Annotated in this window: 33 protein-coding genes; 12 read left to right on the top strand and 21 right to left on the bottom strand. The window is 71.5% G+C overall.

Annotated features, from left to right (window positions below; all coding sequences use genetic code 11):
* Positions 1–290: 290 nt before the first annotated feature.
* Positions 291–998 (bottom strand): GntR family transcriptional regulator, encoded by a 708-nt coding sequence (locus ABFX51_RS04815; protein WP_346052438.1) that lies wholly within the window; start codon positions 996–998, stop codon positions 291–293.
* Positions 999–1,151: 153 nt separating this feature from the next.
* On the opposite strand from ABFX51_RS04815, the gene ABFX51_RS04810 reads away from it, so the two are divergent.
* The 4 genes from ABFX51_RS04810 (at position 1,152) to ABFX51_RS04795 (ending at position 4,258) form a co-directional block, all read left to right on the top strand.
* Positions 1,152–2,456, top strand: a complete 1,305-nt coding sequence (locus ABFX51_RS04810) for an MFS transporter (protein ID WP_346052437.1) — start codon at positions 1,152–1,154, stop codon at positions 2,454–2,456.
* On the top strand, positions 2,453–3,100 hold the full coding sequence (locus ABFX51_RS04805) for a LamB/YcsF family protein (protein ID WP_346052435.1): 648 nt from the start codon (positions 2,453–2,455) through the stop codon (positions 3,098–3,100). Before ABFX51_RS04810 ends, ABFX51_RS04805 begins: the two co-directional genes overlap by 4 nt.
* Positions 3,101–3,180: 80 nt before the next feature.
* The gene (locus ABFX51_RS04800) at positions 3,181–3,681 is read left to right on the top strand and encodes a MarR family winged helix-turn-helix transcriptional regulator (RefSeq protein ID WP_346052433.1); all 501 of its coding nucleotides are present in this window, start codon (positions 3,181–3,183) and stop codon (positions 3,679–3,681) included.
* A gap of 106 nt (positions 3,682–3,787) precedes the next feature.
* Complete coding sequence (locus tag ABFX51_RS04795) at positions 3,788–4,258, top strand: nitroreductase family deazaflavin-dependent oxidoreductase (RefSeq protein WP_346052431.1); 471 nt, start codon at positions 3,788–3,790, stop codon at positions 4,256–4,258.
* A 32-nt stretch (positions 4,259–4,290) separates the two neighbouring features.
* Here ABFX51_RS04795 and ABFX51_RS04790 read toward each other — a convergent pair whose 3' ends face one another.
* The 6 genes from ABFX51_RS04790 to ABFX51_RS04765 are packed head-to-tail and all read right to left on the bottom strand — an operon-like array spanning position 4,291 to position 8,937.
* The gene (locus tag ABFX51_RS04790) at positions 4,291–5,334 is read right to left on the bottom strand and encodes a DUF2332 domain-containing protein (RefSeq protein WP_346052429.1); all 1,044 of its coding nucleotides are present in this window, start codon (positions 5,332–5,334) and stop codon (positions 4,291–4,293) included.
* Positions 5,334–5,936 (bottom strand): RdgB/HAM1 family non-canonical purine NTP pyrophosphatase, encoded by a 603-nt coding sequence (gene rdgB, locus ABFX51_RS04785; protein WP_346052427.1) that lies wholly within the window; start codon positions 5,934–5,936, stop codon positions 5,334–5,336. Before rdgB ends, ABFX51_RS04790 begins: the two co-directional genes overlap by 1 nt.
* On the bottom strand, positions 5,933–6,712 hold the full coding sequence (gene rph / locus ABFX51_RS04780) for a ribonuclease PH (protein WP_346052425.1): 780 nt from the start codon (positions 6,710–6,712) through the stop codon (positions 5,933–5,935). Before rph ends, rdgB begins: the two co-directional genes overlap by 4 nt.
* 9 nt (positions 6,713–6,721) lie before the next feature.
* Positions 6,722–7,492 (bottom strand): MBL fold metallo-hydrolase, encoded by a 771-nt coding sequence (locus ABFX51_RS04775; RefSeq protein ID WP_346052423.1) that lies wholly within the window; start codon positions 7,490–7,492, stop codon positions 6,722–6,724.
* A gap of 18 nt (positions 7,493–7,510) precedes the next feature.
* Positions 7,511–8,311 (bottom strand): glutamate racemase, encoded by an 801-nt coding sequence (gene murI, locus ABFX51_RS04770; protein ID WP_346052421.1) that lies wholly within the window; start codon positions 8,309–8,311, stop codon positions 7,511–7,513.
* Between the two features lie 5 nt (positions 8,312–8,316).
* On the bottom strand, positions 8,317–8,937 hold the full coding sequence (locus ABFX51_RS04765; RefSeq protein WP_091515326.1) for a rhomboid family intramembrane serine protease: 621 nt from the start codon (positions 8,935–8,937) through the stop codon (positions 8,317–8,319).
* A 168-nt stretch (positions 8,938–9,105) separates the two neighbouring features.
* Here ABFX51_RS04765 and ABFX51_RS04760 point away from each other — a divergent pair, with 168 nt between their 5' ends.
* Complete coding sequence (locus ABFX51_RS04760; RefSeq protein ID WP_091515324.1) at positions 9,106–9,474, top strand: group I truncated hemoglobin; 369 nt, start codon at positions 9,106–9,108, stop codon at positions 9,472–9,474.
* A gap of 758 nt (positions 9,475–10,232) precedes the next feature.
* Here ABFX51_RS04760 and ABFX51_RS04755 read toward each other — a convergent pair.
* Genes ABFX51_RS04755 through clpS form a run of 8 tightly spaced genes read right to left on the bottom strand, consistent with a single transcriptional unit; the run spans position 10,233 to position 14,551 of the window.
* Positions 10,233–11,183: a PLP-dependent cysteine synthase family protein gene (locus tag ABFX51_RS04755; RefSeq protein ID WP_346052418.1), complete on the bottom strand. Its 951-nt coding sequence runs from the start codon at positions 11,181–11,183 to the stop codon at positions 10,233–10,235.
* Positions 11,184–11,187: 4 nt separating this feature from the next.
* Complete coding sequence (locus ABFX51_RS04750; protein WP_091517188.1) at positions 11,188–11,466, bottom strand: MoaD/ThiS family protein; 279 nt, start codon at positions 11,464–11,466, stop codon at positions 11,188–11,190.
* A 52-nt stretch (positions 11,467–11,518) separates the two neighbouring features.
* A complete protein-coding gene (locus ABFX51_RS04745; RefSeq protein WP_177229031.1) occupies positions 11,519–11,935 on the bottom strand; it encodes a M67 family metallopeptidase in 417 nt (138 codons plus the stop codon).
* 23 nt (positions 11,936–11,958) lie between these two features.
* Positions 11,959–12,435 (bottom strand): DUF2017 family protein, encoded by a 477-nt coding sequence (locus ABFX51_RS04740; RefSeq protein ID WP_346052416.1) that lies wholly within the window; start codon positions 12,433–12,435, stop codon positions 11,959–11,961.
* Positions 12,432–12,677 (bottom strand): ATP-dependent Clp protease adaptor ClpS, encoded by a 246-nt coding sequence (locus ABFX51_RS04735; RefSeq protein WP_346052414.1) that lies wholly within the window; start codon positions 12,675–12,677, stop codon positions 12,432–12,434. Before ABFX51_RS04735 ends, ABFX51_RS04740 begins: the two co-directional genes overlap by 4 nt.
* Before the next feature lie 31 nt (positions 12,678–12,708).
* Positions 12,709–13,704 (bottom strand): P1 family peptidase, encoded by a 996-nt coding sequence (locus tag ABFX51_RS04730; RefSeq protein ID WP_346052412.1) that lies wholly within the window; start codon positions 13,702–13,704, stop codon positions 12,709–12,711.
* Entirely contained in the window at positions 13,701–14,258 is a 558-nt protein-coding gene (locus tag ABFX51_RS04725) for a DUF2017 domain-containing protein (RefSeq protein WP_091517183.1), read from the bottom strand. Before ABFX51_RS04725 ends, ABFX51_RS04730 begins: the two co-directional genes overlap by 4 nt.
* Positions 14,255–14,551 (bottom strand): ATP-dependent Clp protease adapter ClpS, encoded by a 297-nt coding sequence (clpS, locus tag ABFX51_RS04720; protein ID WP_091517182.1) that lies wholly within the window; start codon positions 14,549–14,551, stop codon positions 14,255–14,257. Before clpS ends, ABFX51_RS04725 begins: the two co-directional genes overlap by 4 nt.
* 138 nt (positions 14,552–14,689) lie before the next feature.
* On the opposite strand from clpS, the gene ABFX51_RS04715 reads away from it, so the two are divergent.
* From ABFX51_RS04715 to ABFX51_RS04705, 3 genes are read left to right on the top strand one after another with little or no spacing between them, the layout of a single operon-like run.
* Positions 14,690–15,997 carry a nicotinate phosphoribosyltransferase gene (locus tag ABFX51_RS04715; protein ID WP_091517181.1) on the top strand — a complete coding sequence of 436 codons (1,308 nt, stop codon included), beginning with the start codon at positions 14,690–14,692 and terminating at the stop codon, positions 15,995–15,997.
* Positions 15,994–16,563: a nicotinamidase gene (locus tag ABFX51_RS04710; protein ID WP_091517180.1), complete on the top strand. Its 570-nt coding sequence runs from the start codon at positions 15,994–15,996 to the stop codon at positions 16,561–16,563. The genes ABFX51_RS04715 and ABFX51_RS04710 overlap by 4 nt, the downstream gene beginning before the upstream one ends.
* Positions 16,563–17,222: a bifunctional 4-hydroxy-2-oxoglutarate aldolase/2-dehydro-3-deoxy-phosphogluconate aldolase gene (locus ABFX51_RS04705; RefSeq protein ID WP_091517179.1), complete on the top strand. Its 660-nt coding sequence runs from the start codon at positions 16,563–16,565 to the stop codon at positions 17,220–17,222. Before ABFX51_RS04710 ends, ABFX51_RS04705 begins: the two co-directional genes overlap by 1 nt.
* 2 nt (positions 17,223–17,224) lie before the next feature.
* Here the strand turns inward: ABFX51_RS04705 and ABFX51_RS04700 are convergent, their stop codons facing one another.
* A complete protein-coding gene (locus tag ABFX51_RS04700) occupies positions 17,225–18,109 on the bottom strand; it encodes an NADP-dependent oxidoreductase (protein WP_091517178.1) in 885 nt (294 codons plus the stop codon).
* Positions 18,110–18,179: 70 nt separating this feature from the next.
* Here ABFX51_RS04700 and ABFX51_RS04695 point away from each other — a divergent pair, with 70 nt between their 5' ends.
* A complete protein-coding gene (locus ABFX51_RS04695) occupies positions 18,180–18,764 on the top strand; it encodes a TetR/AcrR family transcriptional regulator (RefSeq protein ID WP_091517177.1) in 585 nt (194 codons plus the stop codon).
* Positions 18,765–18,781: 17 nt separating this feature from the next.
* Here the strand turns inward: ABFX51_RS04695 and ABFX51_RS04690 are convergent, their stop codons facing one another.
* A complete protein-coding gene (locus ABFX51_RS04690) occupies positions 18,782–19,426 on the bottom strand; it encodes a choice-of-anchor P family protein (RefSeq protein ID WP_091517190.1) in 645 nt (214 codons plus the stop codon).
* Between the two features lie 223 nt (positions 19,427–19,649).
* Here ABFX51_RS04690 and ABFX51_RS04685 point away from each other — a divergent pair, with 223 nt between their 5' ends.
* The gene (locus tag ABFX51_RS04685) at positions 19,650–21,695 is read left to right on the top strand and encodes an ATP-dependent DNA helicase (RefSeq protein ID WP_091517176.1); all 2,046 of its coding nucleotides are present in this window, start codon (positions 19,650–19,652) and stop codon (positions 21,693–21,695) included.
* A gap of 52 nt (positions 21,696–21,747) precedes the next feature.
* A complete protein-coding gene (locus ABFX51_RS04680) occupies positions 21,748–22,083 on the top strand; it encodes a hypothetical protein (RefSeq protein WP_091517175.1) in 336 nt (111 codons plus the stop codon).
* Positions 22,084–22,099: 16 nt separating this feature from the next.
* Here ABFX51_RS04680 and ABFX51_RS04675 read toward each other — a convergent pair whose 3' ends face one another.
* Positions 22,100–22,504, bottom strand: coding sequence for an OsmC family protein (locus ABFX51_RS04675; RefSeq protein WP_091517174.1), 405 nt, complete (start codon positions 22,502–22,504; stop codon positions 22,100–22,102).
* Between the two features lie 19 nt (positions 22,505–22,523).
* The gene (locus tag ABFX51_RS04670; RefSeq protein WP_091517173.1) at positions 22,524–23,534 is read right to left on the bottom strand and encodes a glycoside hydrolase family 113 protein; all 1,011 of its coding nucleotides are present in this window, start codon (positions 23,532–23,534) and stop codon (positions 22,524–22,526) included.
* A gap of 51 nt (positions 23,535–23,585) precedes the next feature.
* Here ABFX51_RS04670 and ABFX51_RS04665 point away from each other — a divergent pair, with 51 nt between their 5' ends.
* Positions 23,586–24,185 carry a TetR/AcrR family transcriptional regulator gene (locus ABFX51_RS04665; protein ID WP_091517172.1) on the top strand — a complete coding sequence of 200 codons (600 nt, stop codon included), beginning with the start codon at positions 23,586–23,588 and terminating at the stop codon, positions 24,183–24,185.
* Here ABFX51_RS04665 and ABFX51_RS04660 read toward each other — a convergent pair.
* Positions 24,157–24,915, bottom strand: a complete 759-nt coding sequence (locus ABFX51_RS04660) for a peptidyl-tRNA hydrolase (protein WP_346052407.1) — start codon at positions 24,913–24,915, stop codon at positions 24,157–24,159. The two genes, ABFX51_RS04665 and ABFX51_RS04660, sit on opposite strands and share 29 nt — an antisense overlap.
* Positions 24,912–26,132, bottom strand: coding sequence for a phosphoserine phosphatase SerB (gene serB, locus ABFX51_RS04655; protein ID WP_091517170.1), 1,221 nt, complete (start codon positions 26,130–26,132; stop codon positions 24,912–24,914). Before serB ends, ABFX51_RS04660 begins: the two co-directional genes overlap by 4 nt.
* Positions 26,133–26,327 lie beyond the last annotated feature (195 nt).

The raw sequence follows: 26,327 nt of genomic DNA, 5'->3' as shown, positions 1-26,327 counted from the left end.
CACGCATCCGACTCCTCACCCAAACCGCCTAACTTAGCGGTATTGGCCGGCGGGCAGGCTCCAGGATGATCAGGGCCCAAAGGGATCTCACCTGGGGTGGGTGGTCGAGTTGAGTGATCATCCCGTCGCCTGCGGTTTGTGCATATCACTTTGAGGACCAGCCGCAAGCTTGGCAAGGCACGCGCCGGTTGGTAAAAAAGGTTGCGGCTGCCCCTCAAAGTGATCCACCGGTATCAGGCGACGGGATGATCACCCAACTCTCGGGTGGGCATGCGGGAGCTTTCGCTCCCTCAAAGCGACTTGGTCCGGTAGGCCTCCACCAACTGCCGCTCCGCGTCGTCCAGATACTCCCGCAACAAACGTTCCGCCTCATTCCCGTGGCCTCGCTGCAGGGCCTGGAGGATCTGCCGGTTCCTGGCGAGGTACGGCTCGTGGAAGGGTTGCGGATCGGCCATCACGTGGAACACCAGGCGTAGCTCGGCGAGCAGGCCGCGCATCAGTTCGTCCACGCGCGGGCTGCCGGCGAGCGTGCACAGTGCCTGATGGAAGTGGATGTCCGCCGTGCCCAGCTCCCGCCACGACTGCCGCGCCGCCGCTGCTTCGCCCGCCTCGACCGCGGCCGCGACGGGGGCGAGCCGGTCGCCTGGCGGGCTCTGCACTTCCCGCACGATCGAGCACTGGACGAGCTTCCGCAGCCGGTACAGGTCCGCGACATCGGCCTCCGACAGCATCCGCACGAACACCCCGCGGTTCAGTTCGTGCACCAGCAGCCGTTCGTGCGTCAGCAGCCGGAACGCCTCCCGCAAGGTGTTGCGCGAGACCCCCAGCGCCCCGCCGATCGCCTCCTCCGACAACCGGGTGCCCGGCGGGAAGTGGCCCTCGGTGATGCGGGCCCGGAGCACGTCGGCCAGCCGCTCCGCCGTGCTCGTCCTGCTGAGTACCGAACGGTCACCCACCAGGACGGCGATGGGATCGACGGCGGGAACGTCGGTGCTCACGGGGGCCTCCGGGACAGAACAAGCTGGTCAGCGCCAGTTAACCAGCATCGTCGCCCGCAATTCAACAAGCGGATCGTGCGATCGAAGCATTGACGGATCGTTGAACAATCCTTACCGTTCCTATTTCCGCACCTCTCCAGATCGGAACCCGCGATGACCGTTCCCAGCACCGACCGGAAGTCCCTGCGGCGCGCGTTCGTGGCGAGCCTGTCCGGCACGACCCTCGAGTACTACGACTTCGCCGTCTACTCCGTGGCGTCGGCGACGATCCTCGGCAAGCTGTTCTTCCCGTCCTCGGACGAGCTGGCGAGCACGATGCTGGCGTTCTCCACGTACGCCGTGGGGTACGTCTCGCGGCCGCTGGGCGGGTTCCTGTTCGGCAGGCTCGGGGACATCCTCGGCCGCAAGCAGGTGCTGGTGTTCACGCTGCTGCTCACCGGCATCGCGACGTTCCTGATCGGTGTGCTGCCGACGCACGCGACGTTCGGCGCCGGGGCCGCGATCCTCCTGGTGCTGCTCCGCTTCGCCCAGGGCGTGGGCGTCGGCGGCGAGTGGGGTGGCGCGGTGCTGCTGTCCAGCGAGTTCGGCGACCCGAAGCGCCGCGGGTTCTGGGCCTCGGCCGCGCAGATCGGCCCGCCCGCCGGCACGCTGCTGGCCAACGGCGTGCTCACGCTGCTCGGCGTGGTCCTGACCAAGGCGCAGTTCGAGTCGTGGGGCTGGCGGATCGCGTTCCTGCTGTCCGCGGTGCTCGTGCTGTTCGGGTTGTGGCTGCGCATGCGGCTGGAGGAAACACCCGTGTTCCAGCGGATCGCCGAGCGGGGCGAGCGTCCGAAGGCGCCCGTGCGCGAGGTGGTCCGGGAGGAGCCGCGGGCCCTCATCACGGGCATCCTCGTGCGCATCTGCCCCGACGTGCTGTACTCGCTGTTCACCGTCTTCGTGCTGACCTACATGACGACGCAGCTGGGCCTGCCGAAGAACCAGGGCACGCTGGCGGTGATGATCGGGTCCGCGTGCCAGCTGTTCCTGATGCCCGCGTTCGGCGCGCTGTCGGACCGCATCAGCCGCCGCACGCTCTACCTCGTCGGGACGGTCGCCGCCGCCGTCTGGCCGTTCCTGTTCTTCCCGCTGGCGAACACGCGCTCGATCGCCGCGATCATCGTCGGCGTCGTGGTCGCGCTCGCCATCCACGCCCTGCTCTACGGGCCGCAGGCGGCGCTGATCACCGAGCAGTTCTCCGCCCGCCTGCGCTACACGGGCAGCTCACTCGCCTACACCCTCGCCGGGGTCGTCGGCGGCGCGATCGCCCCGCTGGTGTTCACCGCGCTGCTCGCCGGGTTCGGCACGTGGGTGGTCGTCGCGCTGTACCTGGCGTTCACCGGCGTGCTCACGCTCACCGGGGTGCTGCTCAGCCGGAAGACGCGGGTGGTGGACCCCGAGCCCGTCGGAGCCCGGCCATGAGGATCGACCTGAACTGCGACGCCGAAGGCAGGCTGCCGGATGTCCTGACCGCCGCGAACGTGCGCTGCGGCTGCCACGCCGGGGCCGCGCGCACGATGCGTGAGGTGTGCGAGGCCGCCGTCAAACGCGGTGTGGCGATCGGCGCGCTCGTGGGCTATCGGCACGGCGCGGACGTGACGGAGACCGAGCTCGTCGACGACGTGCTCTACCAGCTCGGGGCGCTCGACGCGATCGCGGGCTCGGCCGGTGGCGAGGTCCGCTACGTCAAGGCGCGCGTCCGCGACGAGCACGCCGCGGCCGTCGTCGACGCGATCTGGCAGTACGACCCGCAGCTGCCCGTGCTCGGTCCGCCGGGCTCGGCGCTGCTGCGGCACGCGGCGGAAAACGGGCTCGTCACGGTCGTGGAAGCGTTTCCCGACCGGCACTACCACCCGGACGGCCACCCGCTGCCCGGCGCGCCACTGTCCAATCCGGACGAAATCGCGTCGCGCTGCCTCCGCCTGGTGACGCGGGGAGAGGTCGTCGCCGTGGACGGCACGGTCATCCCGCTGCGCGCGGACTCCCTTTCCGTGCACGGCGACAACTCCGCGACCGTCCACCGTGCGCTGGACGCGGCCGGGGTGGAGTTGCGCAGCTTCGCCTAGGCCGCCGGCGGGCACCGGCTCACGACCGGACCGGACGGTACGCTGAGCGTGTTCATCCGATCGGCTCCGGAGCAGATTCCATGAAGACCGCACCAGCGGGAGAGGACGGGAACAAGCAGCGCTCCCGGCGGCGGCTGACCGTGGCCGTGAAGAACTCGCTGCGCGAGCTGCGCACCCAGCTTTCGCTGCTGCACCACCAGGTCTCCACGCACGTGGAGCTGAACGACGTCGACCTCGACTGCCTGGAGCTGATCACCCGCCTCGGCCCGATCAGCCCGAGCGCACTCGCCCGGGCAACCGGTCTGCATCCGGCCACCATGACCGGCATCATCGACCGGCTGCAGCGTGGTGGCTGGGCGGTGCGCGAGCGCGACCCCGAGGCGGCGGACCGCCGGGCGGTCACCGTCCGGGCCGTGCGCGACCGCAACGGCGAGCTCCTCAAGCTCTACTCGGGGATGAACTCCGCGCTGGACGAGATCTGCGCCGACTACACCGAGGCCCAACTGGAACTCCTCGCCGACTTCCTGTCCCGCGCCACCGCGGCCGGTGTGGACGCGACCAGGGATCTCACCGAGCGCTGAGTCGCCCGGGTCCGCTCGCTCACTTCCCGTCGGCCGTCCCGTGCGCAGCTCATAATGTATGAAATTCATGTAGTATGAGATTCATACGAAGTGCTACCGTGGGTTCATGACCCAGCAAACGCGCAAGGCGCAGAGCTACCGCCGGACGGTCAACAGGATCAACAAGGTCATCGCCGGGCTGCAGCGGCTCGGCATCGCCTTCGGGCCGACGCAGCTGCTCACCGTGACGGGGCGCCGCTCCGGACAGCCCCGCACATTTCCGCTGGCTGTGCTTTCCCTGGCGGGCGGCCGGTACCTCGTCCAGGCGTTTCCGAACGCCGCATGGGTGGCCAACGCGCGGGCCGCGGCGCAGGCCGCCGAGGTGGTCACGCTGACCCGGGGCCGCCGCAGGTCCAAGGCCCGGCTGGTCGAAGTCCCCGTGCAGGAACGCGGCCCTCTGCTGCGCGAGGTCGTGCGCACACAACCGGCCAGCGCGGCCCAGCGCTACGTGACCAACGGGCTCGCCGAGGCACCCACTGCCGACGCGGTGGCCGCGGCTGCCGACCGGATCGCGGTGTTTCGCATCGAGCAGCTCTGACGCGACAAGTTCCGCGGGAGGAGGTGCCGGTCTCAGGCAGCCGCCCAGCCCGCCAGCCAGGACAGCAGCCGGCCCTGCGACCAGCACCGGCCGACGGCCTCGGCGTGCAGGACCGTCCCTCTGAAGACCGCGACTCCGAGGATGCTGTGCCCGGACGCGTGGCGGTCGCCGAACGTCGGGATCGCCGGCGCGACTCCGACCCCCTCCGCCGACACCCACGCCACCGCCCGGCGGACCGCCGCGGAATCGAGCCGCTGCAGGAAACGCAGGCGGTCTTCGAGCGAGAACCGCGACAGCGCCCACGTCGTCGTGACGACGGGCAGGGCGTCCGCGGGCACCTGGGCGAAGGCGTCGGGCAGCACCTCGATCGCGTCGCCGCGCAGCAGCGTCGGCGGGTTCTGCACCGCCAAGGTCAGCTCCGCGTCGAGCAGTTCCCTCCACTCCGGCTGATCCGGCCACACGCACGCGCGCAGCCACCGGGCTTCGTCCTCGTCGCTCACGTCCACCGGCTCGGCGTCGATGCCGATCCGCGCGACGACCTCGGGCATCGCCTGCGACGGCACCGGCCGGTCCCCCACGATCGACGCCGACAGCCGCACGGGAGACGCCGGATCGCCCAGCGACTGCCCGTGGTCGTAGCTGATGTGGGCGCGGTCGACGTTCAGGTTGAACCCGGCAGAGCAGCCGACGTCGATGAGCCCGACCGCCTCCGCGCCCACGCGCCGCGCTGCCTCCGCGATCAGCGGGTACAGCACGGTGTGGCGCCCCTTCTCGTCGGCACGCAGGGGCCGTGGGGCCACAACGACCGTCCCCAGCAGGGTGTCGAGCGCCGCCACCACGGCAGCGTCACCGTCCCCGGCGGCATAGGCCGCGGCCAGCGCGGGCGCCCGCCCGGCGAGGGCGAGATCGTGCAGCGCGGCGAGGACCAGCGCGGGATGCCGCTTGCGTGCGGGCATCCCTTCGATGAGCCGCAGCGCCGCTTCGGACTCGCTCAGCGCGACCGCGACCCGCTCGTACACGGTCCCGGCCGCATCGGTCTCACCGAACCGCCGGTAGCGCTCGGCGAGCGCCGGCATCAGACGAGCGTGCCCAACGCGGGCAGCAACGCGCGCAGCGCCCGCCCACGGTGGGAAACCGCGTCCTTCTCCGCCGGGTCCAGCTCCGCCGACGTCCGGGTCCCGCCCTCGGGCACGAAGATCGGGTCGTAGCCGAAACCGTTGGTACCACGGGGTTTCCGCACGATCCGGCCGCGCCACTCCCCCCGCACGACGGTCTCCTCGCCGCCGGGGACGACGAGCGCGGCGGCGCAGACGAACGCCGCACCCATCCGCTCGTCGGGGGTGTCGGCGGTCTGCGCCAGCACGAGCTCCAGGTTCGCCTGGTCGTCGCCGTGGCGCCCGGCCCACCGCGCCGACAGCACGCCCGGCATCCCGTTGAGGGCGTCCACGGAGATCCCCGAGTCGTCGGCCACGGACGGCAGGCCCGTAGCGGCGGCCGCGTCCCGCGCCTTCGCCAGCGCGTTCTCCTCGAAGGTCGCCCCGGTCTCCGGCGCTTCGGGGAACTCGGGGACGTCCGCGAGCCCGATCACCTCGATTCCGGAAATCCGCTCTGCTTCGAGGATCCGGCGCAGCTCGCCCAGTTTCTTGGCGTTGCGGGTCGCCAGCAGGAGCCGTGTCACTTCGAGCCCTTCGACTTCTTGCCGGTCCGCGGCTCGGGCAGCTCGCCGGGGTAGGGCTCCTCCAGCGCCGCGGTCTGCTTGCGCGTCAGCTCCTCGCAGCCCGCCAGCGCCAGGTCCAGCATCTTGTCCAAAGTGGACCGCGTGAACGTCGCGCCCTCGCCGGTGCCCTGCACCTCGATGAGCGTGCCCGCGTCGGTGGCCACCACGTTCAGGTCGACCTCGGCGCGGGAGTCCTCCTCGTACGGCAGGTCCAGCCGGACCCGCCCGTCGACGACGCCGACGCTGACGGCGGACACCATCGCGGACAGCGGCTTCGGGTCGGCGAGCCGCCCGGCCGCGGCGAGCCACGTGACCGCGTCGTGCAGCGCCACGTAGCCGCCGGTGATCGCGGCCGTGCGCGTCCCGCCGTCGGCCTGGATGACGTCGCAGTCGAGGTGGATCGTGTTCTCGCCGAGCGCGGACAGGTCGATGCACGCCCGCAGCGACCGGCCGATCAGGCGGCTGATCTCGTGCGTGCGGCCGCCGATGCGCCCCTTGACCGACTCGCGGTCGCCCCGGTCGTGGGTGGCCGAGGGCAGCATCGCGTACTCGGCGGTGACCCAGCCCAGCCCCGAGCCGGTGCGCCAGCGCGGCACCCCTTCGGTCACGCTCGCCGCACACAGCACGCGGGTCTTGCCGAACTCGACCAGCACCGATCCCGCGGGCCAGTCCTGGAAGCCCCGCGTGATCTTCACCTCGCGGAGTTCGTCGTCGTTCCTACCGTCTTTTCGTGGCACGGGTGCAGACTAGAGCACCTCGTAGGTGGCGCTCTGCTCGACGAGCTCCGCGGCCGGGAACTCGCCCTTGGCCTCGGCGAGGATGGCTGCCGCGTCGCTCCACGGCGCCACGTGCGTCAGCAGCAGGCGCCCGGCGCCGGCCCGGCGGGCCAGCTCCCCCGCCTGCCGCCCGGACAGGTGCACGCCCGGCGGCCGGCCGGGCGCATCGGTCCAGGTCGCCTCGGCGAGCAGCACGTCCACGCCGTCGGCGAGTTCGTCGAGGGCGGCACACGGGCCGGTGTCGCCGGTGTACGCGAGCGTCCGGCCGCCGTGGCTGATCCGCAGGCCGAAGGCCTCGGTGGGGTGGTCGACGGGGATCGCCCGCAGCTCGAAGGGGCCGACTTCCACCGGTCCCGCGCCGAGTGCGTGGAACTCGTACACGTCGGACAAATCGGTCTCGGCGAGCTCGGTGTCGTTCGGCGCATACGCTTTCGCGAGCCGGTCGGGCGCGTTTTCGGGCGCGTGCACGGGCAAGCGGCGCTCGGTGACGTCGTAGGGCGGGTCGGGGTGGTAGCGGCGCAGCACGGTGAGCGCGCCGAAGTCCGCGCAGTGGTCGGGGTGCAGGTGCGACAACGCGAGGGCGCCGAGGTCGAACGGGTCGTGGTGGGTCTGCAGCTCCGCGAACGTGCCGTTGCCGAGGTCCAGTCCGAGCAGGAAGCCCTCGGCCTCGACGAGGTAGCCGGACGCCGCCTTACCGGGACCGGGAACGCTGCCCGAGCAGCCCAGGATCGTCAGTCGCACAGGCGTCACCCTGCCACGTCAGCGGGACGCGGGCGAGAGCACACCGGGCGCGAAACCCATGAACCGCTGCGCCAGCCGCGCGAAGGGCTCGGGCGATCCGGTGGCGATGAACTCGTGCTGCGGCGGCGTGTCGCGCTCGGCGAGCAGGTCGCGTTCGGTGAGCACGCGCACGACGTCCTTCGCGGTCTCCTCGGCACTGGACACGAGGGTCACCTCGGGCCCCATGACGATCTGCAGGACGCCGCTGAGCAGCGGGTAGTGCGTGCAGCCGAGCACGAGCGTGTCCACTTCGGCGCGCAGCAGCGGTTCGAGGTAGCCCTGGGCGAGCCCGAGGATCTGGCGCCCGGAGGTGATGCCGCGCTCGACGAAGTCCACGAAGCGGGGGCACGCGACGCTGGTGACGGTCACGTCCTTGGCGGCGGCGAACGCGTCCTCGTAGGCGCGGGAGCGGATCGTGCCCTCGGTGCCGATCACGCCGATCCGGCCGGTGTGCGTGGCCGAGACCGCACGCCGGACGGCGGGCAAGACGACCTCGACGACGGGCACGTCGTAGCGTTCGCGGGCGTCGCGGAGGCACGCGGCGGAGGCGGTGTTGCAGGCGATCACGAGTGCCTTGACCCCGTCGCCGACGAGGTCGTCGAGCGCGGCGAGCGCGAGTTCCCGCGCGCGGGCGATGGGCAGGGGGCCGTAGGGGTTGTGGGCGGTGTCGCCGACGTAGCGGAGCTGTTCGTGCGGCAGCTGCTCGAGGATCGCGCGCGCCACGGTCAACCCGCCGACACCGGAGTCGAAAACGCCGATCGGGGCCTCGGGAGTGATCACCCGGTTCAGGCTAGTCGCTTGCGTGCCTTCGACCGGTCGGCGGCCGCGGCGAACCACGCCGCCAGCACCCCGCCGAGCGCGCCGAACAGGTGCGCCTGCCAGGAGATGCCGGGGTTGCCGGGCAGCAGTCCCCACAGCGTCCCGCCCCACACGAGGAGCAGCCCCGCGGCGACGACCAGTTGCCCGAAAGCGCGGTTGAACAGGCCGCGGACCAGCAGGTACGCCAGCCAGCCGAACGCCAGCCCGGACGCCCCGATGGTCGAGGTGCCGCTGTCCCCCGTGAGCCACACGCCGAGCCCGCTGACCACCCAGATCAGGCCGGTCACCGCCAGCCACCGCCCGAGCCCCGACGCCAGCGCCAGGAACCCGAACACCAGCACGGGAATCGTGTTGGCGAACAGGTGTCCCCAGCTACCGTGGAGGAGCGGCGCCCACGCGACGCCGTCCAGCCCGACGAGCGTCCGCGGCACGATGCCCTCGTCGTCCAGCCGGTGGTGCAGGCCCGCGTCGACGAGCTCGACGAGGTACAGCAGCACGGTGAACGCGAGCACCGTGATCCCGGCCGTCTTGGAGTCGGCGGGCAGGACGCGCTTGGCCGGGTCGGCGGGAGCGGTGGGCGTGCTCATGTCCGCCACGGTACGGACCTGCGGGAACGCCGGCCTCGGGTGAAAACCCTGAATTCGGCGGAGACGCGCGGTGAGCTTTCGCTTGCGCTGCGTTGACGTGGTGCTTACGCCGCGGAAACAGCGGCCCGGTTCGCTGGGGGCCATTCCCACCACGGACCGGAGGACACCTTGACGAGCATCTACGAGCAGATCGGCGGCCAGGAAGCACTGATCACGGTCGTCGACGATTTCTACGAGCGCGTCCTGGCCGATTCGGAGCTCGAGGGCTTCTTCAGGGGCACCAACATGCCACGCTTGAAGGGCATGCAGGTCGAGTTCTTCGCAGCAGCCCTCGGCGGCCCGGACGAGTACAAGGGCCGCTCGATGAAGGAGGTCCACCGGGGCCGGGGCATCGAGCAGCACCACTTCGACCTGGTGGCGAAGCACCTGACGGAAAGCCTGAGCGCGGCAGGCGTGCCGCAGGAAACGGTGGACACGATCATCGGCGCCATCGCCCCCCTGGCCCCAGAAATCGTCAGCTCCACGACGGCGGTTTAGCACGGCAGGCCTCCGCCCACGGAACCGCCACCCGGCAACGGAACGCGAGCGGCCACACCGCCCACACCCACCCCCGCCCCGATCCCCAGCCGCACTTACGGCCGATCCGGCGGGTCAAGAGTGGGCGAAGCCCATCCCGAAGGGACGCCGAAGGCGCTCTTGACGCGACGGATCGGCCGTGAACACTCAAGGATCGGGGCGGGGGTGGGGCCGCTCGAGCAGGCGCGCCAGCGCCGGGAGACCCCGCCACTCACGCGCCCAGCGGCGAACAGGACCAAAAGAAAAAGAATGCCTCGCCGGCGGGCAATACCGCTAAGTTAGTACGTTTTACCTGGTCAGGGCGTTACCGGAGGCTCTGTTCAGTCGTTCCCGCCGGTTAGGCGGTTCTCCACTTGAGACAGTCGCCGTTGCGGTTGAGGGGAATCTTCAATTGAGGCAACTGTTCTGTCGGGGTGTGACCGCTCTGTGGGCGACGCCTCCAAACGCCTCTGAGCTGCGGAAACTCGCCTAAACTTAGCGGTATTGGCCGGCGGGCAGGCTCCAGGATGATCGGGGCCCAAAGGGATCTCACCTTTGGGTGGGTGGTCGAGTTGAGTGATCATCCCGTCGCCTGCGGTTTGTGCATATCACTTTGCCCCAGAGCCGCAAGCCTGGTCACTCGGCCGCCGGTGAGCAGGAAGGTTGCGGCCCTGGCTCAAAGTGATCGCCCGGTATCAGGCGACGGGATGATCACCCAACTCTCGGGGCGGCTTGGGCCTTCAGGCCCACAACTGCCCGTCAAGCTTCGCGGCTGCCTCGTCCAGCGTGCCGCTGTACGCGCCGGTCGACAGGTACTTCCACCCGGCGTCCGCGACCACGAAGGCCACATCCGCGCTTTCGCCCTTCGCGGCGGCCTTCTCCGCCACCGCGAGTGCCGCGTGCAGGACCGCACCCGTCGAGATTCCCGCGAAGATGCCTTCGTGCTCCAGCAGTTCCCGCGTCCGCCGCAGGGCGTCGTACGCGCCGACCGAGTACCGGCCGTTGAGCACGTCGGGGTCGTACAGCTCCGGCACGAAACCCTCGTCCAGGTTGCGCAGCCCGTAGACCAGCTCCCCGTACCGCGGTTCGGCCGCGATGATCTGGACGCCCGGCTTCTGCTCGTGCAGGTACCGGCCCACGCCCACGAGCGTGCCCGTCGTGCCGAGGCCGCCGACGAAGTGGGTGATCGTCGGCAGGTCCTTCAGCAGCTCGGGGCCCGTGGTGCGGTAGTGCGCGTCGGCGTTCGCGGGGTTGCCGTACTGGTACAGCATCACCCAGTCGGGATTTTGCTCGGCCAGTTCCTTCGCTCGGCGCACCGCCTCGTTCGACCCGCCCGCGGCGGGCGAGAATACGATCCGCGCGCCGTAGGCCTGCAGCAGCTGCTTGCGCTCGGCGGACGTGTTCTCCGGCATCACGCAGATCAGCCCGTAGCCCTTGAGCTTCGCGGCCATCGCCAGCGAGATGCCCGTGTTCCCGGACGTCGGTTCGAGGATCGTCGAACCGCGGCGCAGGATGCCCTCGCGCTCGGCGGCCTCGATCATGGCCAGCGCGGGGCGGTCCTTGATCGAGCCGGTCGGGTTGCGGTCCTCCAGCTTCGCCCACAGCCGCACGTCGTGCGTCGGGGACAGGCGTGGCAGACCGACCAGCGGAGTACCGCCGAGCGCGTCGAGCAGCGAGTCGAAACGGGCCATCAGCTCAGCGTGCGCCGCCCGCGACGGCGGGCAGGATCGTCACGGTGTCGCCGTCCTTGACCTCGGCGTCCAGGCCACCGGCGAAGCGGACGTCCTCGTCGTTGACGTAGACGTTCACGAACCGGTGCAGCTTGTCCTCCTTGACCAGACGGCCCTTGATGCCGCTGTGCCGGGACTCGATGTCGTCGATCACCTCGAGCACCGTCTTGCCGGACGCCTCGACGGACTTCTCGCCACCGGTGTGCGTACGCAGGATGGTCGGGATGGACACGGTCACGGCCATGGGAAATTACCTCCGCTTGGTTTCTCTGGGACAGACGTTCGGGACGTGCGCGTTATTCCGTGATCTCCACGGGCTCCTCGGTGACCACGCCGTCCACGATCCGGTACGAGCGGAACTCGTGCTCCTCGGGGTCACGCGTGGAGACCAGCACGTAGTGCGCGTCCGGCTCGGAGGCGTAGGACACGTCGGTGCGCGACGGGTAGGCCTCGGTGGCGGTGTGCGAGTGGTAGATGACGACGGGTACCTCGTCGTTCGCGTCCATCTCGCGGTACAACTTGAGCAGGTCGGCGGAGTCGAACTCGTAGAACGTGGGCGACCGCGCGGCGTTCAGCATCGGGATGAAGCGCTCGGGCGTGTCCGAGCCCTCGGGACCCGCGATGACGCCGCACGCCTCGTCCGGGTGGTCCCGGCGCGCGTGGGCGACGATCTCTTCGACGAGTTCACGACGGATCCGAAGCACGCAAGTCATCTTACGGGCCGGACACCGGCCGTTCACAGAGTGAGACTGCGCACGGGCGGCAGCGCCCCGCCGGGCTCCCGCAGGGACTCGTGCGCGAGGTGGTACTGGATGCCCTGCAAGACGGCCACGGCGTGGTTCGCCTGCGACGGCCGCCACTGCCACCGGCGGCGACGCGGCAGGCAGACCGTCTGGGCGTGCCCGGCGGCGACGAACCAGTCCGCGACCTCCTGCGGGGTGAGCAGCAGGTGCTCCGTGGGCACGCACCGGGTCAGCACGCGCCGCACCGCGCCGGTGACCTCCTCCCGCATGACGGCGCCGTGCCGGGCACGGAACTCCGCGCTCGCCCCGCGATCGGGGTAGGCGTCCGGGAACAGGTGGTCGTCGCGCAGCCCCTTCTCCAGCGCCCGGAGCAGCCGGGTGAACTGCCGCCGGAGGAACTCGGCCCCGGCAGGCGTGATGCGCAGGACCACCCGGCCGCCATCGGCGGAAACGGCCTGGAAATCGCTCACGACCGGCTCCTGATCGTCGCGCGCAGGCCGTGCACCTGCAGGCGGGCGGCGAGCTGTTCAGCCGCCTCCTGCGTGCTGCACCACGTCACCGTCGCTTCGCCGCTTTCGTGCACGTCGTCGGCGAACTCGAAGCCTCGGTCCACCGGCAGGCCGAACACACGGCCCATCACGTACGCGACGCCCACGAAGGTGTTCGCGTTGTCGTTGTGCACGACCACAGCCCAGGGCCGCTCGTTCTCCACGGCTTACTGATCTTCGCCGCGCCCCCGGCCGTTACGACCCGAACGCCTCCGGCCAGACGTCCCGGTACGCGGGCACTCCCGCGGCAGACTCCGCGGACAGCAACCCGTGCACCACAGCCCGCGCGAAGACCCGCGCCGCCGCCGAGCAGAGGGTGTCCAGGGCCGCCGCACGCGTCGCCTCGCCGAAGGGGCCTTGGCCGGACGGGAGTTCCCTCGCGCCGGTGGCCAGTGCGAACACCGTGTCGCCGTCGAACATCGTGTGCGCCGGGCGCACCGCGCGCGCCAAGCCGTCCTGCGCCGCGACCGCCAGCCGGCGGCACTCGGCCTTCGACAGCGCCGCGTCGACCGCCACCACGCCGATCGTCGTGTTCAGGTCCGTGCGGGCCGACGGCAGCGAGGCGGGCCGCGAAGGCCACGTCACCCCGAACTCGCCGTCGACCTCGTGATCCGCCGCGAACGGCACGCCCGTCGCGAGCGACACCGCCTCGCCGCTGGCGTTCACCACGGCCAGCGCTCCCACCGTGCCCCCGTCGACGACCTCGCTCGCGCTGCCCACGCCGCCCTTCAGCGACCCGACCACCGCGCCCGTCCCGGCACCGACCGTGCCCTGCGCCACCGGCGCCGAGGCGGCCGCTTCACAAGCGGCGTAACCGAAATCCGCGTCCGGGCGGTGGCCCCACTCGCTGCGCGGCAGGTCGAACAGCACCGCCGCGGGCACGATCGGCACCACCTCGTGCTCCGCCGCGCCGACGCGGAACCCGTGCCCGCGCTCCCCCAGCCACCGCATCACACCGTCCGCCGCGGCGAGCCCGTACGCGCTGCCCCCGGACAGGCAGATCCCGTTCACCCGCTGCACCAGGTTCTCCGGCTCCAGCAGGTTCGTCTCCCGCGTGCCCGGCGCGCCGCCGCGCTGGTCGACCGCGCCCGTGGCGCCGTCCGGCACCAGCACCACGGTGGTGCCGGTGGCCCAGCCGGGTTCCAGCCGCTGGAAGTGCCCGACGAGCACCCCCGGCACGTCGGTGATCATGCGGTGAGCGCCTGGACGAGGGTCTCCTGCACGTACGTGAGCCAGTGGTAGACGCCGAGGTGCGGCGAACGGGGATCGTCCTCGGGCAGCTCGTCCGGCATGTCCTCCGTGACGTCGAGCGCCGTGCCGAGCGCGAGCCGCACGTCGTTGAGCGCCGACAGCCACGCGTCGGCCTGCTCCACCGTCAACCGCACGTCGCCACCGTCCCGCGGCAGCGTCTCCATCACCACCTGCGCGACCCCGACCTTCGCCTCGACCAGCTCGGGCTCGTGCAGCGAACGCAACGCGCCCGCCGAGTCGAGGTCCTCCTGGCTGGGGTTGTCCGGATCGAGCTTGTGGTAGTCGGGCAGCAGCCGTGACAGCACCGGGTCGTTCGGCGACTCCGAAGGACCGGTCTTGATGCCCGTCAGCTCGGCGAGCGGGTCCTGCGGGGCTTCCTCGGCGCGGGCCTGCAGCATGTCCTCCAGCTGGCTGACGAGGCCACGCAGCACGGCGGCCTCCTGCTGCTCGAACCCCGCGACGACCTGCCCGCCCTTGCGCTTCCAGGTCTTCACGGCTGCTCCATGGTGGCCCACAGCCCGGCGGCGTGGAGTCTCGTCACGTCGGCCTCGACCTTCTCCTTCGAGCCCGACGACACGATGGCGCGGCCCTTGTGGTGGACGTCCAGCATCAGCTTCGTGGCGTGGTCCCTGCTGTACCCGAACAGCTTCTGGAACACGTACGTCACGTACGACATCAGGTTGACCGGGTCGTTCCAGACGACGGTCTGCCACGGTCTGTCCTCGGCACCCAGTTCGGCCCCGGTCGGCTCAACCTGCGTCTGTTCGGTTGCGACAGGCGTGGTCATACCGACATGGTGTCACGGATCGGGCACGGGGTGGCCGAGCGGTCGGTCCGTTCGGGGGAAGACCGGGTTCCCTCATCCCCGCCCGTCGCCCGCCACCACCCTCAACGGTGGCGCTTCGCGCCGCAGTACCGTTCAGCCATGGGTCTCCCGGAAACGCAGGGCAGCACGGCACTGCTCACCGACCACTACGAACTGACCATGCTGGGCAGTGCCCTCGCCGACGGCACCGGTGACCGGCCGTGCGTGTTCGAGGTCTTCGCCCGCCGCCTGCCCGACGGCCGCCGCTACGGCGTCGTCGCCGGTACCGGCCGCGTGCTGGACGCGATCGCCGACTTCCGGTTCACCGACGCGGAGATCACGCAGCTCGCGCAGACCGCGGTGGTCGACGACGCCACGCTGGCGTGGCTGGCGGACTACGAGTTCTCCGGCGACATCGAGGGCTACCCCGAGGGCGAGCTGTACTTCCCCGGTTCGCCGGTCCTCACCGTGCGCGGCAGCTTCAACGAGGCCGTCGTGCTGGAGACGCTGATCCTGTCGATCCTCAACCACGACAGCGCGATCGCCTCCGCCGCCGCCCGCATGTCCTCGGCCGCGTCGAACCGCCCGATCATCGAGATGGGCAGCCGCCGCACGCAGGAGTACTCGGCCGTCGCCGCCGCGCGCGCCGCCTACCTGGCCGGTTTCGCCGCCACCTCGAACCTGGAGGCGGGCCGCCGCTACGGCATCCCCACCCGCGGCACCGTCGCGCACGCCTTCATGCTGCTCCACGACAGCGAGGAGGACGCCTTCCGCGCCCAGGTCGAGAAGATGGGCACGGACACGACGCTGCTCGTGGACACCTACGACATCACGCAGGGCATCGAGACCGCGGTGCGCGTGGCCGGGCCCGAGCTGGGTGCGATCCGCATCGACTCCGGTGACGTCGGCGTCCTGGCCCGCAAGGCCCGCGAGCAGCTGGACTCCCTCGGCGCGCGCGACACGCGCATCGTCGTCTCCGGCGACCTCGACGAGCACGCGATCGCCGCACTGCGCGCGGAGCCGGTGGACGCCTACGGGGTCGGCACGTCCGTCGTCACCGGATCCGGCGCCCCGACGGCGGGCATGGTCTACAAGCTCGTCGAGGTGGACGGCCGTCCGGTCGCCAAGCGCAGCGAGAACAAGGCCTCACGCGGCGGGCAGAAGACCGCGTTCCGCCGCCACAAGCCGACCGGCACCGCGCTGGAGGAGGTCGTCCACTCCAGCCAGGTGGAGGTGGAGCTGGGCCAGTACGACCGTGCGCTGCAGATCCCGCTCATGCGTAGCGGGCAGCCGGCGGAGGACCTGCCGAGCCTCGACGACGCGCGTGAGCGGCTGCGGCACTGCCTGGTGAGCCTGCCGTGGGAGGGCCTGAAGCTGTCCAAGGGCGAGCCCGCGATCCCCACCGTCTTCCTCGAGGAGGAGAAATGAGCCGTGCGCTGATCGTGGTGGACGTGCAGAACGACTTCTGCGAGGGCGGCGCGCTCGCCGTCACCGGCGGTGCCGACACCGCCGCGAAGATCACCGGCCTGCTCGCGGAGGGCGGCTACGACCACGTCGTCGCCACCCGCGACTACCACATCGACCCGGGCACGCACTTCAGCGAGCACCCCGACTACGTGCGGACGTGGCCGCGGCACTGCGAAGCGGGCACGGCGGGCGCCTCGTTCCACCCGGCGCTCGACGTGGGGCCGATTTCGACGGTGTTCTCCAAGGGCCAGTACAGCGACGGCTACTCCGGTTTCGAGGGGCGCACCGAGGACGGCGAAGGGCTGGCCGACTGGCTGAAAGCCCGTGACGTCAAGGAAATCGACGTCGTCGGCATCGCGACCGACCACTGTGTACGCGCCACGTCGCTCGACGCCGTGAAGGCGGGCTTCTCCGTGCGCGTGCTGCTGGACCTGACGGCGGGCGTCGCCCGCGAGACGACCGACAAGGCATTGGCGGACCTGCGCGAAGCGGGTGTGACGCTGACCGGAACGCCGAGGGTGGGCTGATGCGCGCGACGCTGAAGAAGCACAACATCCGCTTCCGCGAACGGCTCGCGGCGAGCCGCGTCATCGCGGTCCTGCGTGCCGACGACACCGAGTACTTCCCCGACGTCGCCCACGTCCTCTACGACGCGGGCATCCGGGTCATCGAGGCGGCGCTGACCACCCCCGGCGCGCTCGACGCGATCGTGCGGATGCAGGTGGAGCTGGGCCCGGACACGATGGTCGGCGCCGGTGACGTGCGCACGGTGTCCGAAGTGGACAACTGCGCGTCGGCGGGGGTGGACTTCCTGGTCACGCCGACGTTCTCCGCCGAGGTGCTGGACCGGGCGCAGCACTACGGGCTGCCCGTGGTGTGCGGGGCGCTCACCCCGACGGAGATCGACGCGGCCTGGCGGCGCGGGGCCGCCGTGGTGAAGGTGTTCCCGGTCGGCCCGGCGGGCGGGGTGCCCTACCTGCACGCGGTTCGCGCACCGCTGCCGGAGATCCCGCTCGTGCCCGCCGGCGGCGTCACGCTGCCCGATGTCGAGGCGTACCTGGGCGCGGGGGCGTTCGCCGTCGCGGCGGGCGAACCCCTCATCGGCGACGCGGTGGCCGGCGGCAAGCTGGACGAACTGGGCCGCCGGGCCTCCGACCTGGCGTCGCTGGCGGGCAAGTTCGTCTGACCTCAGACGAGAATCACCCGGCGTCCACGCGTGTGGCCGGCCTGGCTGTCGATGTGTGCGGACGCGGCGTCCGCGAGCGCGTACGACTTCTCGACGGGGATGTGCAGCTTTCCCTGTGAGATGAGACGGGCCGCTTCGGCGAGCGCGTCCGGCACGCTCCCGGCGACGCCGGAGAACCGGACCCCGGCCTCTTCGGCACCGCGATCGGCGATGGTGAGCACCTTCCGCGCGTCCCCGGTCAGCTCCACGAGCTCGCGCAGCACACCCGAACCGGCCAGGTCGAGCGCCGCGTCGACAGAACCGAGCTGCCGCACGCGCTCGACCCAGCCCTCGCCGTACGTCGTGGCGAGGGCACCCAGCTCGCGCAGGTAGTCCTGGTTCGCGGCGCTGGCCATGCCGATCACGGTGATGCCGCGCTCACGGGCGATCTGCAGCACCGCCGATCCGACGCCACCGGACGCGCCGTTGACCAGCAGCGTCTGCCCGCTCTCCACGCCGACCTCACGCAGGATGCGCAGCGCGGTCTCCACCACCGAGGGGTATCCGGCGGCCTCTTCGAACGTCAGCCCCTCCGGCATGCGGGCCCACGCCCTCAGCACCGCGAACTCCGCGTAGGTGCTCGAACCTTCGCCGAACACGGCGTCGCCGACCGCGATCCCGTCGACCCCCTCGCCGACCTCGTCCACGACTCCGGCGGCGTCCAGCCCGACCCCGGCGGGCAGGTCGACGGGCCCGAACTGGCCCTCACGGATCCGCCAGTCGACGGGGTTGACGCCGGCTGCCCGCACGGCGATGCGCACCTGACCAGGGCCCGCGTGGGGCTCCTCGGCGTCCACCAGCCGCAGGACCTCGGGACCGCCGAACTCGGCGAAGCTCACTCTCTTCATGCCTGCGACCGTAGCACTAACGGTTAGTGTTTTGGAGTCGTTAGTGTTTCGTAGTTGCTAGCATCAGCCCATGACCGCCCCGCCCGGACGCCGCGAGCGCAAGAAGGCCGCGACCCGACAGAAGATCGCCGACACCGCGCTGCGGCTCTTCCTGGCACGCGGGTACGACGAGGTGGGCATCCGCGAGGTGGCCGCCGAGGCCGACGTGGCCGTCACCACGGTCTTCTCGCACTTCGCCTCGAAAGAGGCCTTGATCTTCGAGCGGGACGAGGACTTCGAGCAGCGCCTCACGCGGGCGGTCACGGACCGGGCACCGGGCGAACCGCTCATGCCGGCGCTGCGCCGCGAGATCCTGGTGATGGTGCGGCACTGCTCAACGGGCGACGCCGCCCCGGTCTGGCGCATGGTGGACGGATCCCCCGCCCTGCGGCAGTACGAGGAGTCGATGCGGTTGCGGCACGCGAACTCGCTGGCCGCCGCCATCGCCACCGAGCTGGGGCTGGCGCGGCCCACGACGTTCTGCCGGACGATCGCGAGGTTCGTGGTCGATGCCCACTCGCTCGCCCGCGAGGCGCCGGATCCGGAGGCCGCGGTGGACGAGATCTTCCGGATGATCGAGGCGGCCTGGGAAGCGGGCGGGCCCCCACGCCGGTGAGGACCCGCCCGCCGCGATCAGGCGCCGTACGGGTCGCAGGCGGCGGTGCCGACGTAGATGTCGCCGGAGGCCGGGCCACCCTGCGGGAACAGCTTGATGTGCAGCGCGTGCGTGACGAGGCTGCCGTCCGGCGGGTGCGGCACGACCAGCTCGTTGAGCACGACCTCCGCCATCGGCGGGTCGCCCTGCGCCCGCCCCGGCACGGTGATCCGGTAGTTCGGCGGGATGTTCTCCGGCACCTCGAACCCGCTCACCGAGCCCAGCTCCATCGAGCCGGTGCTGCCGTTCGCCGTCGTCGCGCAGCCCGCCTTGAACGTGCGCACCGTGATCCGCGGGCCGCCGTAGATGCGCAGCGCGTTCGTCTCGAACCGGGTGCCCTCCACCTGCACCGACGCCGTGCCGTCCGCGTTCCGCGTGCACTTCGTGCTGCCGAGCCCGAACCGGGTGGTCGCACCCACGAAGACCGGGTCGGCCTGGTTCGCCGCCGTGCCGCCCACCGCGCACGGCGCGATCGGCTCGGCGGTGGCCTGCTGCCCGTCCACCGTGATGTGCACCGCCCCGACGGATCCGGCCCCGGTCGCCGTCGCCCCTTCCGCCTGCGCCGTCGCGGGGACGGCCGCCAGGCACAGCGCCGCCGCCAAGATCCGCTTCGCCCGCGCCATCGGCAACTCCTCTCGTTCCTGCTGGAAACCCACTTCCGACATCGGCGCCCGGAGCTGCCGGCTGGACCCGAACGGGCGGTGCTCCACCCGGACGAGTGGATCTTTCCGCGACTGCGCGAGAGGTGCCTTGACTCGTTCCGGCCCCCTTCGCCCGGCAGGGGTGGCGGGCCGCGCGGCGCGGGCGCTCGGATTCCGTCGGTGGGGGCCGGTACCGTTGGTCCCCGTGCCGTCCCCTGCTGAGCTCCCCGGTGTCAACGAGCTGCTCTCCCACGCGGTGGAGGCGCTCGGCGGGGCCGAGCGCCCCGGGCAGGTCAAGATGGCCGAGGCGGTCGGGCGGGCGCTGCGCACCGGCGAGCACCTCGCGGTGCAGGCCGGCACCGGCACCGGCAAGTCACTGGCGTACCTGGTGCCCGCGATCCGCCACGCCATCGCGAAGGAGACCACCGTCGTCGTGTCGACGGCGACCATCGCGCTGCAGCGGCAGCTGGTCGACCGCGACCTGCCGCGGCTGGCGAAGGCGCTGAAGAAGCCGCTCGGCCGCGAGCCGAGCTTCGCGATCCTCAAGGGCCGCCGCAACTACCTGTGCCTGCACCGGCTCGACACCGGCGCCCCCGAGGAGCCCGAGGACCCCGGCCTGTTCGACCCGTTCGCCGTGTCGCGCATGGGCAAGGAGGTCCAGCGGCTGCGAGAGTGGTCGTCCGACACCGAGACGGGTGATCGCGACGAGCTCGTGCCCGGCGTGTCGGAGCAGGCGTGGCGCCAGGTTTCGGTGACCGCGCGCGAATGCCTCGGCGTGTCCCGCTGCCCCGTCGGCACCGACTGCTTCGCCGAGAAGGCGCGTGCCGAGGCCGGGCGCGCGGACGTCGTGGTCACCAACCACGCGCTGCTGGCGATCGACGCGCTGCAGGGCTACCAGGTGCTGCCGGAGCACGACCTGGTGATCGTCGACGAGGCGCACGAGCTGGTCGACCGCGTCACGTCCGTCGCCACGGGCGAGCTGACCGCGTCGATGGTCGCGATCGCCGTGCGGCGCTGCGGAAAGCTCATCGACGCCGACATCGCCGACCGGCTGCAGGAGGGCAGCGAGGGCCTCGCGATGATCCTGGAGGACCTGCCGCCCGGCCGCATGGACACCCTGCCGAAGCCGCTCGCGGGCGCTGTCACGGTGATCAGGGACGCGGCGCAGGCGTGCCTGACCGCGCTGGGCGGGGACCGCAAGGAGGACGTCGAGGAGGCCACGGCGCGCAAGCTGGCGCGCTCGCAGGTGGAGGAGGTGCACGACACCGCGGTCCGGCTGCTGGAGGCGTTCGACGAGGACGCGGCGCACCAGCGGGACGTCGTGTGGCTCTCGGCCGACCGGTACGGCATGAGCAACCGGCCGCCGTCGCTGCACGTCGCGCCGCTGTCGGTCGCGGGCCTGTTGCGGGAGCGGCTGTTCGGCGCCACCACGACGGTCCTCACGTCCGCGACGCTGACGCTCGGCGGCGCCTTCGACACGCTGGCCCGGCAGTGGGGGCTGCCGCCGCAGGCGAGGGCGGAGAAGGCCGAGGGCACCGCGACGGACAAGGCGCCGCCCACGGACGGGGACGACCTGAAGTGGTCGGGCCTCGACGTGGGTTCGCCGTTCGACCACCGCCGCAACGGGATCCTCTACGTCGCCAAGCACCTGCCCGCACCCGGCCGCGACGGGCTCGCACCGTCCACATTGGACGAGATCGCGGAGCTGATCGACGCGGCGGGCGGCCGCACGCTGGGCCTGTTCTCCTCGATGCGCGCGGCGAAGCAGGCGGCGGAGGAGCTGCGGGACCGGATCAAGCATCCGATCCTCTGCCAGGGCGAGGACACCACGGCGCTGCTGGTGCGCAAGTTCGCCGAGGACGCGCGCACGTGCCTGTTCGGCACGCTGTCGCTGTGGCAGGGCGTGGACGTGCCCGGCCCGTCGCTGCAGCTGGTGATCGTGGACCGGATCCCGTTCCCCCGCCCCGACGACCCGGTGCAGTCCGCGCGGCAGCGGGCGGTGGAAGCCCGTGGTGGCAACGGTTTCCTCACGGTGGCGGCCACGCACGCGGCGCTGTTGCTCGCGCAGGGCACGGGCAGGCTGCACCGCTCGGTCGGCGACCGGGGTGTGGTGGCGGTGCTCGACTCCCGGCTGGCGACGGCGCGGTACGCGGGTTTCCTCAAGGCCTCCCTGCCGCCGTTCTGGCCCACGACGGACCCCGAAGTCGCCCGCGCCGCCCTGCGGAGGCTGGACGCCGCCGCCCCCGCCTGACGGACGGCCAACGACGGCGCTACCGTGGAGTGAACGTATGAGAAGGAGCACCGTGTCTCAGGATTCGCCTCGCGCGCGATCACGTTCGGTCAGTGTCGACGACATCGGGGTGCGCCGCCAGCTCGCCGATGGCAGCGAGGAGTCGGTCACCTGGGCGGAGCTGTCCTCGGTGGTGGTCCGCGTGATCCCCGAGGGCCCGTGGAACGAGGACGTGTTCCTGATGCTCGCGGGCTCCGACGGCAAGGGCACGGCGGTGCCGAGCGGTGACCCGGCGGCCGACGCCCTCATCGAACGGCTGCAGACCCTGCCCGGCTTCGACAACGAGAAGTTCGTCGAGGCCATGACCACGGACGCCGACGAGGCGTACGTGGTCTGGAAGGCCAACTGACCGCCGGAGGCGATTTTCAGTCGGTGGGGAACTCCTCCGTCACGGGGATCCCCTTCTTGAGCGTGCGGCTCACCGTGCAGAGCCGTTCGATCGCGCGATCCACCGCCACGGCAAGCGCTTCCCGGTCGGACTGGGCCAGGTTCGCCAGGTCCACGTCGAACTTCACGTGCACCGCGTCCAGCTCCGAGGCGCCCTCACGGCGGTCGGCGGAGACTTCGACGCGGAACTTCGAGTCCTCCCCCACGCGGCGCGTGATCAGCTCCTCCGCGGTCACCGCGGAGCAGCCCGCGGCCGCGATCTGCAGCAGTTCCGCGGGCGAGAACGCGCCCTCGGCACCCTTGCGGCCGATCCGCACCTCCGCGCCACGCTCGTTGCGCCCCACGAACTCGTGCTCGCCCTGCCGCTGCACTTCGAGACCCATGTCGCTCCCTCCACCGTTCCTACCGGCGGAAACCACCAGCCGGCGCGGCTTGTTCCCGGTAGTGCCCGGCGACGGCGTCGAAGGCGGCCTTGGGCTCCCAGCGGCGGTCGTCGAGCACCTTCACGATCCCGTAGCTGGCGAGGTCGAAATCCTGGCGCGGTTCGGGGCGGTGCGGGTGGTCGTAGAGCGCGAAGGTGAACACGAAAGCGCTGTCCACGCCCTCGGCGTCGAAGATCTCCAGCAGCTCACGCACGTACGCGGCCTGCCCCGCCTCGTCGCGCACGTACTCGCCCTTCAGCCGCACCGGCCCGTCGTCGCCGTACTCGACGATGTCCAGGCCCTGCGCGCCCCGCTCCCCCGCGCCCTGGAACGTGGCGGAGCCGAACTCGGTGATGGCGACCGGTTTTCCGTGCGCGACAAGGCTCCGGACGCCGTCGACGAAGCGGTCGGCGATCTCGGCCGAGCGGTAGAGGTCCACGGAGACGAAGTCGAAGGGCGTCCAGTCGACGCGTTCGAGCGGCACCGCGGCGTAGGTGATCTTGCCGGTGAAGTGCTCACGCACGACCGCCACAGCCCTGGCGAGGAACTCGTTGACGCGCACGCTCACCGGGCCGATGTGCTCGCGGCCCGACCGCAGCAGCGTCGCGACCCGCTCCTCAAGGCTGTCACCGGGCAGGAATCCCTTGTCCATCAAGCACAACTCGGCACCCGCGACGAACACGACCTCCGCTCCCCGCTGCCGGAGTCGCTCGGCCCGCACGGCGCAGTCGGCGAACAGCGCGAGCATCTCCTCCTCGGTCAGCTCCAGCGGATACGGCGAGAACCAGACCTCGAGCCCCAGCTCCGCGGCGTAGGAGGCGGCGAACTCGATCCGGTCGGGATCGCCGCCCATCACCCGGACGGCGGTGCAGTGCAGGTCTTCGCGGATCGCGCGCAGGTCGCGCCGGACTTCCTCGGGGTCGAAACGCGCGCGGGAGATGGCGCCGCCGCGGACGAAACCGGTGTCGTAACTGATTCCTCTGGCTCGCATGCTCGTTAAGGTACTCCGAGTACCCTATCTGTCAAGGTACGATCAGTACCCATGTCCGAGAAGCCGACGCGGCGGCGTGGCGCCGCGCTGGAAGAGGCGATCCTCCAGGCAGCCGTCGACGAGATCACCGAGTCCGGCTTCGGCGGGTTGACGATGGACCGGGTCGCGACGCGGGCCGGCACCAACAAGAACACGATCTACCGCCGCTGGCCGAACCGGCTCGCACTGGGCGTGGCGGCCTACCGGCGGCTGGCGGAAGCGGTGCGGCCCCCGGACACCGGCACGCTGCGTGGCGACGCGCTCGAACTGCTCCGGGGCGCGAACCGCCACTGGAGTTCCCCGCTCGGCACGATCCTGCGTGAACTCATCGCCGCGGCGGGAGGCGCCTCGGAACTGCTGGCACAGCTGGAAAACCGGGCCGAGGCCGAGGCAGCGCCGTGGCTGGCGATCCTCGAACGCGCGGTCGCACGGGGCGAAGCGGCACCGGAGGCATTGCACCCCCGGGTGGCCACCGTCGCGATCGTGTTGCTGCGCAACGAGTTCGTCGTGCGCGGCGTGCCGAGCGCGCCCGACGAGGTGCTCGTCGAGATCGTCGACGAGGTGTTCCTGCCGCTGGTGCGGATCAGGAGCGGTACTGCGCCAGCACCGTGACGGTGCCGGGCTCGACCTCGGTGAAGCCCGCGTCGCGGACCGCGACCACCTGACGCGAACGCCAGGCGCCCGCCGGGTCGTCGCCGGGGTGCAGGTGCTTCCACTGCGCGACGGACGGCGTCCGGACCGCACACGCGTACCCGCGCTCGGCCCATTTCGCCAGCTCCTCGTCCGGCAGCAGCGACGCGAGGATCATCGTGCCGTGGCCGACCTGCGCGGACGCCTTGCCCACGGTCATCGGCACCTCGGGGTTGAGCAGCAGCAACGGCAGGTCGTCCGGCGCGGGCGGCGGTTCGTCGGGCGGCAGGTCGCTGCCCTGGATCTGCAACCGCGCGATCTCCTTCGGCACGTCCACCACGCGACCCGGCACCAGCGCCCGCACCTCCGCGCCGCCGACCGTGACCGTGACGCCGGGGAACTCCTGCGCCGCGACCCAGTGCGCCCCTCGCGCGCGCCGCGACACCTTGCGGATGTGCCCGGACACCCAGTCGTGCACCGCCTCGTGCCACTCCCCGCCCGGCTGCGCCCGCTCGTCCAGGCACACGGCGAGCGCCGCCGCGGCCGCGGCCTCCAGCAGGGGCGTGCGGGAAGGCGGTGTGGCCTTCTCCATCCGCAGGATCACCGGCATCGCGCGCACCTGGTCGGGCTCGGCCTCCGGCAACGCGGTCTCTTCAGCGGGCAACCCGAGCCACTCGGCGTACCGGGCGGCCAGCGGCTCCAGCACACTCACGGCCGCACCAGTTCCAGACCGTCGGCGGCGTCAGCGGCTTCGACCTCCGCCCGGGTCACCCCGAGCACGAACAGCACGGCGTCGAGGTACGGGTACGACAACGCCGTGTCCGCGACCTCCCGCAACGCGGGCTTGGCGTTGAACGCCACGCCCATCCCGGCGGCCCGAAGCATGTCGATGTCGTTGGCGCCGTCGCCCACCGCGACGCACTGCGCGAGCGGGATGCCGTACTCCCCCGCGAACCGGCGCAACGCGGTCGCCTTGCCGGCGCGGTCGATCACCTCGCCGACCACGCGGCCGGTGAGCTTGCCGTCGACGACCTCCAGCTCGTTCGCCGCGGCGAAGTCCAGCCCCAGGTCCGCCACGATGCGGTCGATGATGCGCGTGAACCCGCCGGACACCACCCCGCACCGGAACCCGAGCCGCTTCAGGGTGCGGACCGTGGTGCGGGCACCCGGGGTCAGCACGATCGCGTCGGCGACCTCGTCCAGCACCGACTCGGGCAGCCCTTCGAGCAGCTTCACGCGGCGTTCGAGGGACTCGGTGAAGTTCAGCTCGCCCCGCATGGCGGCCTCGGTGATCTCGCGGACCTTCGGCTCGACCCCGGCGTGCGCGGCCAGCATCTCGATGACCTCGCCCTGCACGAGGGTCGAGTCCACGTCGAACACGATGAGCCGCTTCGCGCGGCGCTCCAGCCCGGCGCGCTCCACCGCCACGTCCAGCCCGCCGCTGGACGCCACGTCCGCCAGCACCGAGCGCAGCTCCACATCGGACTGTTCGGTGTCCTGCGCGACCGACAGGTGGACCTCCAGCCCCGTCACCGGGTAGTCGGCGATCCGGCGGATGGCGTCGATGTTGACGCCGAGCGCCGCGAGCCGCCGCGCCACGTCGGTGAACGCGCGGGCCGTCAGCGGGCGGCCCAGCACGACGGCGACGTGCGTCGAACCCTGCCGCGGGTTCTCCTCGATCGCCTCGCCGATGCGCACCTCGACGGACATGTCGACGGTCGCCATCGCCTGCTCGACGGCCTCCTGCAGCCCCTCCGGGTCCTCCTCGACGCCCACCAGCACGCCGAGCACCAGCTGGCCGCGGATCACGACCTGCTCGACGTCGAGGAGGTCCACGCCGTGCCGGGTCAGCGCCGCGAACAGCACCGAGGAGACACCGGGTTTGTCCGGGCCCGTGGTGGTGATCAGGACCGGGGTCCGTTCGTGCACTGCGCTCGTTCCTCCGTTCGAAGGCCGGACAGACGGACGGCCCGGCACGTGGTTCCCCACGCACCGGGCCGCCGCCGTCACAGCCGGGTCACTGCTCGGCCGCGTTGTCCTTGTCGTGCTCACCGGGGATGGCCGCCTCGGTCAGCAGCTGGGACGGCGCCTTGGCGCCCTCGTGCGCCTTCGGCTTACCGGTGA

The organism is Amycolatopsis dongchuanensis (genome assembly GCF_039542405.1).
Lineage (GTDB): Bacteria > Actinomycetota > Actinomycetes > Mycobacteriales > Pseudonocardiaceae > Amycolatopsis_E > Amycolatopsis_E sacchari.
This window is presented reverse-complemented; position numbering and strand designations above follow the sequence as displayed.